The organism is Pseudomonas sp. AU12215 (genome assembly GCF_001675465.2).
Classification (GTDB): Bacteria; Pseudomonadota; Gammaproteobacteria; order Pseudomonadales; family Pseudomonadaceae; genus Pseudomonas; species Pseudomonas nitroreducens.
In genome coordinates this window covers 1-11,167 of record NZ_MACM02000186.1, presented here as the reverse complement: position 1 = coordinate 11,167, position 11,167 = coordinate 1, and the positions used below count along the sequence as shown (strand labels likewise).

At 65.1% G+C, this 11,167-nt stretch carries 11 protein-coding genes; 9 read left to right on the top strand and 2 right to left on the bottom strand.

Annotation, left to right across the window (positions count from 1 at the left end; all coding sequences use genetic code 11):
• The first annotated feature begins 56 nt into the window (after positions 1-56).
• The 5 genes from estP (at position 57) to A9513_RS32420 (ending at position 4,733) form a co-directional block, all read left to right on the top strand.
• Positions 57-1,964: an esterase EstP gene (estP, locus tag A9513_RS32440; protein ID WP_065086478.1), complete on the top strand. Its 1,908-nt coding sequence runs from the start codon at positions 57-59 to the stop codon at positions 1,962-1,964.
• Positions 1,965-2,195: 231 nt separating this feature from the next.
• On the top strand, positions 2,196-3,209 hold the full coding sequence (locus tag A9513_RS32435; protein ID WP_024766663.1) for a class 1 fructose-bisphosphatase: 1,014 nt from the start codon (positions 2,196-2,198) through the stop codon (positions 3,207-3,209).
• Entirely contained in the window at positions 3,209-3,814 is a 606-nt protein-coding gene (locus A9513_RS32430; protein WP_038803535.1) for a DUF924 family protein, read from the top strand. Before A9513_RS32435 ends, A9513_RS32430 begins: the two co-directional genes overlap by 1 nt.
• 72 nt (positions 3,815-3,886) lie before the next feature.
• On the top strand, positions 3,887-4,141 hold the full coding sequence (gene bamE, locus A9513_RS32425) for an outer membrane protein assembly factor BamE (protein ID WP_024766664.1): 255 nt from the start codon (positions 3,887-3,889) through the stop codon (positions 4,139-4,141).
• 37 nt (positions 4,142-4,178) lie between these two features.
• A complete protein-coding gene (locus tag A9513_RS32420; protein ID WP_065086477.1) occupies positions 4,179-4,733 on the top strand; it encodes a lipocalin family protein in 555 nt (184 codons plus the stop codon).
• A gap of 141 nt (positions 4,734-4,874) precedes the next feature.
• On the opposite strand, the gene A9513_RS32415 is transcribed toward A9513_RS32420, so the two are convergent.
• Complete coding sequence (locus A9513_RS32415; RefSeq protein ID WP_024766666.1) at positions 4,875-6,239, bottom strand: formimidoylglutamate deiminase; 1,365 nt, start codon at positions 6,237-6,239, stop codon at positions 4,875-4,877.
• Between the two features lie 247 nt (positions 6,240-6,486).
• On the opposite strand from A9513_RS32415, the gene hutC reads away from it, so the two are divergent.
• Together hutC and A9513_RS32405 are read left to right on the top strand one after the other, a co-directional pair.
• Positions 6,487-7,197: a histidine utilization repressor gene (gene hutC / locus A9513_RS32410; protein ID WP_065086557.1), complete on the top strand. Its 711-nt coding sequence runs from the start codon at positions 6,487-6,489 to the stop codon at positions 7,195-7,197.
• Positions 7,194-7,784 carry a HutD family protein gene (locus A9513_RS32405; protein WP_024766667.1) on the top strand — a complete coding sequence of 197 codons (591 nt, stop codon included), beginning with the start codon at positions 7,194-7,196 and terminating at the stop codon, positions 7,782-7,784. Before hutC ends, A9513_RS32405 begins: the two co-directional genes overlap by 4 nt.
• A gap of 57 nt (positions 7,785-7,841) precedes the next feature.
• Here the strand turns inward: A9513_RS32405 and hutH are convergent, their stop codons facing one another.
• Positions 7,842-9,371 (bottom strand): histidine ammonia-lyase, encoded by a 1,530-nt coding sequence (gene hutH, locus A9513_RS32400; protein ID WP_065086476.1) that lies wholly within the window; start codon positions 9,369-9,371, stop codon positions 7,842-7,844.
• A gap of 232 nt (positions 9,372-9,603) precedes the next feature.
• Here hutH and A9513_RS32395 point away from each other — a divergent pair, with 232 nt between their 5' ends.
• Both A9513_RS32395 and A9513_RS36255 read left to right on the top strand, forming a co-directional pair.
• Positions 9,604-10,620, top strand: coding sequence for an ABC transporter substrate-binding protein (locus A9513_RS32395; RefSeq protein WP_089285856.1), 1,017 nt, complete (start codon positions 9,604-9,606; stop codon positions 10,618-10,620).
• Positions 10,621-11,055: 435 nt separating this feature from the next.
• On the top strand, positions 11,056-11,167 hold a 112-nt coding region (locus A9513_RS36255), incomplete at its 3' end, for a hypothetical protein (RefSeq protein WP_176707303.1).

Here is an 11,167-nt window from a genome sequence, read left to right as displayed (position 1 = left end):
TGATACTGTCTTGGTTGTTCTGATTACCGAATAACAACAAAGCATGGAGTAGCAGAATGATCAGAAAGGCGCTCACCCCGCTGGCGGCTGCGTGCGCGATGGCCATTGCCGCACAGGCCTCCGCAGCCCCTTCGCCGTATTCCACCATGGTCGTCTTCGGCGACAGCCTGAGCGATTCCGGACAGTTCGCCGACGCCGGCGGCCCTGCCGGTGCCAGCACCCGCTTCACCAACCGCGTCGGCCCCACCTACCTGGACGGCAGCGGCGAGATTTTCGGCCCCACGGCGCCGATGATCCTGGGCGGCAAGCTGGGCATCAATGGCGCCGACCTGAACCCCTCCACGTCGCTGGTCCCCGGCACCGTAGACGGCAACAACTGGGCAGTCGGCGGCTATCGCACCGACCAGATCTACGATTCCATCACCGCGCCCGGTGGCTCTGTCGTCACCTCCGGCTCCAACAGCCGTACCCGTGATGGCTACCTGGTGAACAATCGCGCCGACCCGAACGCACTGTATTACCTCACCGGCGGCGGCAACGACTTCCTCCAGTTCCGCATCACCGACGACCCCACGGCCCGCGCCGCCGCCGGCCGCCTGGTGGACAGCGTCGATGCGCTGCACAACGCCGGTGCGCGCTACATCATGGTCTGGCTGCTGCCCGACCTCGGCCAGACCCCGGCCACCAACGGCACCGTGCTGGAATCCTTTGGCACCCAGCTGTCGGGCATCTTCAACGAGGAGCTGGCCGCGCAGCTGGCCGCCTCCAATGCCAACGTCATCCCGCTGAACATCCCGGCGATGTTCAAGGAAGTCCTGGCCAACCCGGGCGCCTATGGCCTGGCCACCGACCAGAACCTGATCGGCACCTGCTTCAGCGGCAACAGCTGCCCCGAAAACGCTGTGTATGGTCGCCACGGCAGCAGCCTCGATCCGACCAAGCTGATCTTCAACGACGGCGTGCACCCGACCATCGCCGGCCAGACGCTGATTGCCGACTATGCCTACTCGGTGCTCTCTGCCCCGTGGGAAGCAACCATGCTGCCGGAGATGGCCCTGGGTACGTACAACGCCTACCAGGACCAACTGCGCAGCCAGTGGCTGGCGGACTGGGAAAGCTGGCAGGGCGTGAATCAGTGGCGCGGCTTCGTCAGCGGCGGCGCGCAGCACCTGGACTACGACGACCAGGACAGCGCGGCCGACGGCTCCGGCTACGGCGCCAACCTGACCCTGGGCACCAGCTATCGTCTCGACGACGCTTGGCGCGTCGGTGGCTCGCTGGGCTTCTACCGGCAGAAACTGGAGCTGGGTTCCGACGACTCCGACTACAAGCTCAACAGCTACCTGGGCAGCCTGTTCGTGCAGTTCCAGCAGAACCGCTGGTGGGCCGACGCCTCTATCACTGGCGGCAAGCTCGACTTCGACGATGCCAATCGCAAGTTCAGCATCATCAACCACGAAGTCGAGGAAAAGGCCGACACCGACGGCAGCCTGCTGGCCTTCAGCGGTCGCCTGGGCTACGACATTGCCCAGGGCGGCGAGAACTGGCACCTGTCGCCCTTCGTCAGTGCGGACTGGGCGCGGGTGAAAGTGGACAGCTACGAAGAGGGCAGCGGCCGTTCCACCGCGCTGGCCTATGACGAGCAGAATCGCTACTCCCGGCGCCTCGGGGTGGGCCTGCAGGGCAAGTTCGACGTATCGCCGCAGACCCAGCTGTTCGGTGAAGTCGCGGTAGAGCGGGAATATGCCGACGACACCCAGAACGTCGGCATGAACTTCACCAGCCTGCCGGACATCGGCTTCAGCCTGCAGGGCTATACCCCGCAGAGTCACCTGCAGCGCGCCACCATTGGCGTCGCCCAGAAGCTGACCCCGGAGCTGACCCTGCGCGGCGGCTACAGCGCACACCGCAGCAGCGACGACCTGGCACAGGGGGTGAACCTGGCGCTGAGCCTGGACTTCTGATCGCCTGAGGTGAATGAGCGGGGTGACGGGCGGATGCGGCCGTCACCCCGTTTTCTTTCACGTGGGCCGCTCGCCGCGCGGCCGAAGGTCGCGGGGCCGACCGGCGTTGGGGAACTGCCCGTGAGCGGCGGGCTCCAAGCATTCGGTGAGCCGCTGTGCAAGGAGGCATCGCGGTCGTTTCCACGCTAGAATGCGCCCTGATTTTTTTCCTCTTCTCCCCTGGAGCCTTCCATGTCCCGCGTTACCCTGAGCCGCTACCTGATCGAGCAGACCCGCAGTCACAATACCCCGGCCGACCTGCGCTTCCTCGTCGAGGTAGTAGCGCGCGCCTGCAAGGAAATCAGCCATGCCGTCTCCAAGGGCGCCCTGGGCGGCGTGCTGGGCAGCATGGGCACCGAGAACGTGCAGGGCGAAGTGCAGAAGAAGCTGGACGTGATCTCCAACGAGATCCTCCTGGAGGCCAACGAGTGGGCCGGCAACCTGGCCGGCATGGCATCCGAGGAGATGGACCATCCCTACCAGATTCCGGGAAAGTACCCCAAGGGCGCCTACCTGCTGGTCTTCGATCCGCTGGACGGCTCCTCCAACATCGACGTCAACGTCTCGGTCGGCACCATCTTCTCCGTGCTGCGCTGTCCGCATGAGTACCTGAGCCAGAATGACAGCCTGCGCGAGGAAGCCTTCCTGCAGCCGGGTACCACCCAGGTCGCCGCCGGCTACGCCATCTACGGCCCGCAGACCATGCTGATCCTGACCCTGGGCAATGGCGTGAAGGGCTTCACCCTGGACCGCGAACTGGGCAGCTTCGTGCTGACCCACGAGAACATCACCGTGCCCACCAGCACCGCCGAATTCGCCATCAACATGTCCAACGAGCGCCACTGGGAAGCTCCGGTGAAGCGCTATGTCAGCGAACTGCTGGCCGGCAAGGAAGGCCCGCTGGGCAAGAACTACAACATGCGCTGGATCGCCTCCATGGTGGCCGACGTGCACCGCATCCTGACCCGCGGTGGAGTGTTCATGTACCCGCGCGACTCCCGCGAGCCGGAGAAGCCCGGCAAGCTGCGCCTGATGTACGAAGCCAACCCGATGTCCTTCATCATCGAGCAGGCTGGCGGCGCCGCCACCAACGGCCACCAGCGCATCCTCGACATCCAGCCGGAAAACCTGCACCAGCGCGTCGCGGTGTTCCTGGGCTCCAAGGAAGAAGTCGAACGCGCCACCGCCTACCACCAGGAAGGCTGATGAGCGCCGCGCCCTGGCAGTCGCTGCTCGACTGGTGGTTCGGCAACGCGCTGGACGCCAACGAAGTCGCCGCCCAGCGCAACGCCCTGTGGTTCGGCAAGAGCGCCTGCCAGGACGTGGACTCGGAAAACCGTTTCGGTGGCCTGGTGCGCCAGGCCCTGGACGGTGGTCTGCAGGAGTGGGAGCGCGAGCCGCAGAGCTGGCTGGCGCTGATCCTGCTGCTGGACCAGCTGCCACGGATGATCTTCCGTGATTCCCCGCGCGCCTACGCCGGCGATGCCCGCGCCCAGCAACTGGTGCGCCAGGGGCTGGAGGCCGGTTTCGATCGCCAGTTGCCGCGCATCGAGCGAGTGTTCGTCTACATCGTGCTGGAGCACGCCGAGAATCTGGCCAGCCAGAACGAGGCAGTGCGCCTGTATGAGGAATTGCAGGGCGAATCCAGCGAGAGCGAGAAGGTGCTGTTCGCTGGTTACCTCGCCTATGCGCGCAAGCACCAGGTGGTGATCAAGCGCTTCGGCCGCTTCCCCCACCGCAACGCCATTCTCGGCCGCGAATCCACGGTCGAAGAAGTACAGTTCCTCACGGAACCTGGCTCACGTTTCTGACTCCAACCCGGCGGCCGAACCGGTCGCTCTGTGCCAAGCTTGTTGGTCTGCCCCCAAAAAATGGAGTTGTCGATGTCTTTCCGCCGCCTCGCGCTCGTCGCGTTCTGTGTCGTCCTGGCCGCTTGCAGCAAAGTGAACCAGGAGAACTATTCCAAGATCAAAACCGGCATGAGCAAGGCCGAGGTGGAAAGCCTGCTCGGCAAGCCTGCCGAATGCTCCGGCGCACTGGGGGTTTCCAGCTGCACCTGGGGAGACGAGAAGGCTTTCATCAGCATCCAGTACGCTGGCGACAAAGTGCTGCTGTTCTCCGCCCAGGGCCTGAAGTAGGCCTGGGGGACGGGGCGGGCAGCCAAGGAGCAACGCAATGCGTCGATCCCTTATCTGGTTGGCCTGCCTCGCCGCGTTGAGCGGTTGTGCCGGTTCCTCGCCGCAACCGCCGCAGACCGTGCAGGTCGACCTCAAGCGCTACGAGGGCACCTGGTACGAGTTGGCGCGCAAGCCGATGTTTTTCCAGCGCCACTGCGCGCAGTCGGAAGCCCACTATCGGTTGCAGCCTGATTCCAGCATCGCGGTGACCAATCGCTGCCTGACCACCGACGGTGAATGGGACCAGGCCACCGGCCGCGCCGAAGCGCAGGTGCCGGGCCGCACCGACAAGCTCTGGGTGCGTTTCGACAACACCTTCACGCGGATCTTCCCGGGGCTCGCCAAGGGTGACTATTGGGTACTCTACGTCGACGACGATTACCAGACCGCGCTGGTGGGCAACCCGAATCGCGAGTACCTCTGGCTGCTGTCGCGCAAGCTGGTGGTGCCGGATGCCACCCGCATGAAGCTGCTGGGGCTGGCCCATGAGCGCGGCTACCAGACCGACGACCTGATCTGGCGGGCAGCCGATTCCAGTTCGGCGGCCCAATAAAAAACGCCCCTCGGGGCGTTTTTTCATGGCGGGTATTTCGCGCGGTATTGCCGGCGCGGGCTTTTCGTAGGAGCGAGCTTGCTCGCGAACTCGCCTCGCAGCGAAGGCTGTTCGCGAGCAAGCTCGCTCCTACAGGGGCTGTCAGTCCAGCAGCTCGCGAAGGACGCCACCGAACGCCTGGGCGCTTTGTTCTTCAAGCGCGTGCCGGCCTTCGCGCACACGCCATTGCCCGGCAACCATCACATCGCGTACCTGGCGGTCGCCGCCGGCGAACAGCCAGCGGTTGAGGATCGCGTCGCCACGGGCAGTTTGCAGGTAAGGGTCGCCACCGTTGAGTACCAGCAGGTCGGCGCGCTTGCCGACAGCCAGTTCCCCCGTGGGCTGGCCAAGCGCCTGTGCGCCGCCGCTGAGGGCGGCATCGAACAGGGTGCGGCCAACCATGGGCTGGTCCTTGCCGTAGAGGCGGTTGCGGCGCTGGTCGCGCAGGCGCTGGCCATATTCCAGCCAGCGCAGTTCCTCGACCACGCTCAGTGATACATGGCTGTCCGAACCGATGCCGAAGCGGCCGTTTTGGGCGAGGTAATCCACCGCCGGGAAGATGCCGTCGCCCAGGTTCGCCTCGGTGGTCAGGCAGAGGCCGGCGACCGCACCACTACGGGCCATGGCGGTGACTTCGTCGGGTTCGGCGTGGGTGGCGTGGACCAGGCACCAGCGTTCGTCCACCGCGACGTTCTCGTACAGCCACTGCAGTGGTCGGCGACCGCTCCAGGCCAGGCAGTCGTCGACTTCCTTCTGCTGCTCGGCGATGTGGATGTGCACCGGGCAGCCGCTGGAATCAGCGCCCAGCACCTCGGTGATCTGCTGCGGTGTCACCGCGCGCAGGGAGTGGAAGCACAGGCCGAGGCCCTGCTGCGGCTGGTCTGCCAGGTGCGTGCGCAGCCCGTCGATCAATTTCAGGTAGCTGTCCGTGCTGTTGATGAAACGGCGCTGGCCTTCGCTCGGCGACTGGCCGCCGAAACCGGCGTGGGAGTAGAGCACCGGCAGCAGGGTCAGGCCGATGCCGGCATCCGCCGCGGCTTGGCTGACGCGCAGCGCCAGTTCCGCCGGGTTGGCATAGGGCTGGCCGTCGATGTCGTGGTGCACGTAGTGGAATTCGGCGACGCCGGTGTAACCGGCCTTGAGCATTTCGATGTACAGCTGGCGGGCGATCACCCCGACCTGCTCGGGCGACAGGCGACCGACCAGGCGATACATCAGCTCGCGCCAGGTCCAGAAGCTGTCGTTGGGGTTGCCGGCAACTTCCGCCAGGCCCGCCATGGCGCGCTGGAAGGCGTGGGAGTGCAGGTTCGGCATGCCCGCCAGGACCGGTCCGGCGATGCGCTCGGCGCCTTCTGCGCTGGCGTCCGGGGTGATCGCGGTGAACTGGCCCGCGGCATCGATTTCGAAGCGGACGTTGCGCGCCCAGCCAGAAGGCAGCAGTGCAGTTTCGGCGAACAGAACGGACATGCGGGAGGTCCTCGCAGGTTTCTTGGAATTTGTATATACATATACAGACGTTTGCCGGGGCCGTAAACTGCAAGGCAACCCGGCGGTCGTCAGAGGACTTGTATGCACGGGTCGAATCCGGTACATGCCGGAGTCAGACCGCAGTCGCCCTCCATAGAAAGAACACCGTCGCCACGACAAGGAGTTTCCCGTGCCCGCATCGCCCACGCCTACCCCGCCCGCCGAGGGTTCGTCGCTCGCCGCGCAGATGGGGGAAATTCCCGCGCCGCTGTACGCTCGCGTCAAGCAGATGATCATCCAGCAGATCCAGTCCGGAACCTGGCCGCCGCACCACCGCGTGCCGTCCGAGGCGGAGCTGGTTGCCGAGCTGAGTGTCAGCCGCATGACCATCAACCGCGCGCTGCGCGAGCTGACTGCCGACGGCCTGCTGGTGCGCATGCAGGGCGTCGGCACCTTCGTCGCCGAGCCCAAGGGCCAGTCGGCGCTGTTCCAGGTGCAGAACATCGCCGAGGAAATCACTGCCCGCGGGCACAAGCACCACCTCGTGGTGATCAGTCTGGTGGAAGAGCTGGCCAGCGCCGAGCGCGCGCTGGCGCTGGACGTGCGCGAGGGCCAGCGCATCTTCCACTCGGTGATCGTGCACTACGAAAACGATATCCCGGTGCAGATCGAGGACCGCTACGTCAACGCAGCCGTGGCGCCGGATTACCTCAAGCAGGATTTCACCGGGCAGACGCCCTTCGCCTACCTCACCCAGGTCGCCCCGCTGAGCGAGGGCGAGCACGTGGTCGAGGCGGTGCTGCCCAGCCCCGAGGAATGCAAGCTGCTGTCCGTCGACCGCCATGAGCCATGCCTGCTGATCCGCCGGCGCACCTGGTCGGGACGCAATACCGTGACCAGCGCGCGCCTGCTCTATCCGGGTTCGCGCTACCGCCTGGAAGGACGATTCAGTTCATGAGTGAAGTGCGAATTCTGCGCGCCGCCGACTACCCGGCGATGCCCTGGAAGAACGGCGCGGGCACGACCCGCGAGATCGTCCGCGATGCCGGCGATGGCCTGGAAGGCTTCGGCTGGCGCGTGTCCATCGCCGACGTAGGGGCGCCGGGGCCGTTCTCTGCGTTCACCGGTTACCAGCGCGTCATCAGCGTGTTGCAAGGCGAGGGTATGCGGCTGAGCGTGGACGGCATCGATTCCCGCGACCTGCGCGCACTCGATGCCTTCGCCTTCGATGGCGCCAGTGCGGTGGACTGTACGCTGCTGGGCGGCGCGATTCGTGACTTCAATCTGATCTATTCGCCCACTCGCTACCGGGCACGCTTGCAGTGGCTGCGGTTGGACCGCGAGGCGCATTTCTTCAGCAGCGCTTCCACGGTGCTGTTGTTCAGTACGGGCGAGGGGGTTCACCCCAGTCTGAACGGCGAGGCCGCCGGGGTGCTGGGGCTGCATGACACGCTGATTGCCGAAGGTGCGGGCGTTCTGCGGGAGTGGCGGCTGGCGATGGCGGGAAGTGCAGATATCTGCGTGATCGAACTCGATCCGCGATGAACAACAAGGGCGCCTCGGCGCCCTTGTTGTTGGCGGGATGTTGATCCGTAGGGCGGGTTACGAATACAACCGCTCGTAGCCAATCCAGCGGCTCATCACCCCATCCTCGACCCACGCCCGCGCGGCGGCGATGTCCGGAGCGAAGTAGCGGTCCTGCTCATAGTGCGGCACCTGGCTGCGGATCAGCGTGCGGACTTCCTGCAACTGCGGCGAACTTTGCAGCGGCGCGTGGAAGTCCACGCCCTGCGCGGCGGCGAGCAGTTCGATGGCGACCACACCGGCGCTGTTGGCGGCCATGTCCTGCAGGCGGCGGGCGGCGAAGGTGGCCATGGAGACGTGGTCTTCCTGGTTGGCCGAGGTCGGCAGGCTGTCCACCGAGGCCGGGTGCGCCCAGGTCTTGTTCTCCGAGGCCAGCGCCGCCGAGGTGACCTGGGCGATCATGAAGCCGGAGTTGAGCCCGCCTTCCTTGACCAGGAACGCCGGCAGGCCGGACATGGCCGGGTCCACCAGTTGGGCGATGCGCCGCTCGGACAGCGCGCCGATCTCGGAGATTGCCAGCGCCAGCACGTCGGAGGCCATGGCCACCGGCTCGGCGTGGAAGTTACCGCCTGACAGAACGTCGCCGTCAGCGCTGAACACCAGCGGGTTGTCGGAAACCGCATTGGCCTCGCGCAGGAAAACTCCAGCAGCGAAGCGCAGATGGTCCAGGCATGCGCCCATCACCTGTGGCTGGCAGCGCAGCGAGTACGGGTCCTGCACACGCTTGCAGTCGATGTGCGACTGGTTGATCGGGCTGTCGTGCAGCAGTTCCCGGTACAACGCGGCGACCGTGATCTGTCCCGGTTGGCCACGCACGGCCTGGATGCGCGCATCGAAGGGCACGAACGAGCCCTTCAGCGCTTCCACGCTTAAGCTGCCGGCCACCACCGCGGAGATGAACAGCTTCTCCGCCGCAAACAGCCCGCGCAGGGCCAGAGCCGTGGAAACCTGGGTGCCGTTGATCAGCGCCAGGCCCTCCTTCGGGCCCAGCACCAGCGGCTCGGCGCCGGCGATGGCGAGGCCTTCGCTGGCTTCGAGGATGCGCCCTTCATGGCGCACCTGGCCGACGCCCAGCAGGATCGCGGACATGTGCGCCAGCGGCGCGAGGTCGCCGGAGGCGCCCACCGAACCCTGGGATGGAATACACGGGTAGACACGTGCGCGGTAGAGCTTGAGCAGCGTCTCGATCACCGCCGGGCTGACGCCGGAAAAGCCGCGCGCCAGCGAGCCGATCTTCAGCGCCATGATCAGCGCCACGCTGGCGTCGTCCAGCAGCGCTCCGGTGCCGGTGCAATGGGAAAGGATCAGGTTGCGCTGCAGGGTGGCGAGTTGCTCCTCGGGAATCGAGGTGCGCGCCAGCAGGCCGAAACCGGTATTGATGCCGTACACGGTGCGCTGGTCGGCGATGATCTGGCTGACCGTCTGCGCGCTGTGCAGGATGGCTTCGCGGCATTCGTCGGCAAGCTGCAGGTCGGGCTGGTGCTGGTAGATGGCGCGCAGTTGGTCGAGGTCGAACTGGCCGGGCGTCAGGATCAGGGTTGCGGGCATGTCGGCATCCTGGATTCGGTGAAGTGTTACCGTGGATAGTTCCTGTATATACAGGTATAGCAATCTCTGTGCCATGGTGCGCCAGGGCCCATGCCTTCGTCGCCGGTCGCGCTGAGAGGCCGCTCGGGAGAAAGTGAATGTCACCCCCGGTGGCATTTCCAGTCCGATGGTTGTGGGCAAACCGCGCCGCGGCGGCTAAACCCTAAGGACACCAACGCGTCCGGAGTCGCCCATGTCCGCCCCCCGTTGCCTGTTCGCGCTGCTACTGGCCTTCGGCCTGTGCGCCCAGACCCTTGCTGCCGGCTGTCCCTATCCGAAACCCGTGGTATTCGCCGGGCTGAACTGGGAGAGCGGGATGTTCACCACCGAGGTCCTGCGCTTCATCCTGGAGAAGGGCTACGGCTGTCAGACCGACGCCGTGCCGGGTAACACGGTGACCATGGAGAACGCGCTGAAGCAGAACGACATCCAGGTCACCGGCGAGCAGTGGGCCGGGCGCAGTACCGTGTGGCAGCAGGCCGAACAGGCCGGCCAGGTGTTCTCCGTGGGCGAGACAGTGAAGGGCGCCAGCGAAGGCTGGTGGGTGCCGGATTATGTAGTGCACGGCGATGCCAAGCGCGGCATCAAGGCTTCCGCGCCGGGCCTGAAGTCCGTCAGCGACCTGCCCCGTTACAAGGCGTTGTTCAAGGATGACGAGGAGCCGGACAAGGGCCGCTTCTACAACTGCCCCACCGGCTGGACCTGCGAGATCGTCAACACACAGAAGCTCAAGGCCTACGGGCTGACTGACAGCTACGTGAACTTCCGTACCGGCGCCGGCCCGGCGCTGGATGCGGCGATCAGCTCGGCCATCGCACAGGGCCGGCCAGTGCTCTTCTATTACTGGGCGCCGACGCCGCTGCTGGGGCGCTTCAAGTTGGTGCAGCTGGAGGAGCCACCGTTCAGTGAGGAGGCCTGGAAGACCTTGACCGACCCGAACAACCCCAATCCCGAGGGCTCTCGCTCGCTACCGGCGAAGATCAGCATTGGCGTGTCGCGCGACTTCCACGACAAGGCGCCGGAACTGGTGCAGGTGTTCGAGCAGGTCGAGCTGCCGCTGCCGATATTCAACGCGCTGCTCGCAGACATGGCGCAGCATCATCGGAACGTGGCGGACGTGCGGGCAAAGTTCTTCCGCGAGCACCGGGCGTTGTGGTCGAAATGGGTGACGCCCCAGGCGGTGGGGAGGATCGATGCAGCGTTGAAGTGAGCGAGTGCCTGAAGAGTGGTCATTGTGCTGGACGCTTTTCTTCCCCTTGTCCTGTCAGTGCTCGTGGTCTGACGCTGGCGTACTTTCCTTCGTCCTCATGCTTGTCTATACAACCTGTGTCTCTTCGTAGCGAGCGGTGTTACCGAAGGCTACGAAACGGTGCACGGAAGCCTTCTTCCGGTGCGGCTGTCTGTCAGACGGCGCTTTCTGTCAGCTCCTGCTCGTTTCATGTTTTCCTATTTTTATTTTTATTAATCAATAGCTTAATTGATTGTTCTGGTGGGCGATCAGCACCGCCAAACAAGGTTGGCCCTTGCTTTGCTTATACTTGTACATACAAGCATAGACATGATGGTTTCGAGACTTTCGGAACTGTCCAACGAACCGCCAAAGCCCTCACCGGCTGAACGATCCGAGCAAGCGAAGGAGCCTTCCGTGACCAAATTCCGCGACGTCGAAATCCGTGCCCCGCGCGGCACCCAACTGAACGCCAAAAGCTGGCTGACCGAAGCGCCGCTGCGCATGCTGATGAACAACCTCGACCCGG

Coding starts and splice junctions, on each gene's coding strand:
- A9513_RS32405 (WP_024766667.1), top strand. CDS start 7,194: ATGAGTGAAGTGCGAATTCTGCGCGCCGCCGACTACCCGGCGATGCCC.
- bamE (WP_024766664.1), top strand. CDS start 3,887: ATGTCTTTCCGCCGCCTCGCGCTCGTCGCGTTCTGTGTCGTCCTGGCC.
- A9513_RS32435 (WP_024766663.1), top strand. CDS start 2,196: ATGTCCCGCGTTACCCTGAGCCGCTACCTGATCGAGCAGACCCGCAGT.
- A9513_RS32430 (WP_038803535.1), top strand. CDS start 3,209: ATGAGCGCCGCGCCCTGGCAGTCGCTGCTCGACTGGTGGTTCGGCAAC.
- hutH (WP_065086476.1), bottom strand. CDS start 9,371: ATGCCCGCAACCCTGATCCTGACGCCCGGCCAGTTCGACCTCGACCAA.
- estP (WP_065086478.1), top strand. CDS start 57: ATGATCAGAAAGGCGCTCACCCCGCTGGCGGCTGCGTGCGCGATGGCC.
- hutC (WP_065086557.1), top strand. CDS start 6,487: ATGGGGGAAATTCCCGCGCCGCTGTACGCTCGCGTCAAGCAGATGATC.
- A9513_RS32420 (WP_065086477.1), top strand. CDS start 4,179: ATGCGTCGATCCCTTATCTGGTTGGCCTGCCTCGCCGCGTTGAGCGGT.
- A9513_RS32395 (WP_089285856.1), top strand. CDS start 9,604: ATGTCCGCCCCCCGTTGCCTGTTCGCGCTGCTACTGGCCTTCGGCCTG.
- A9513_RS32415 (WP_024766666.1), bottom strand. CDS start 6,239: ATGTCCGTTCTGTTCGCCGAAACTGCACTGCTGCCTTCTGGCTGGGCG.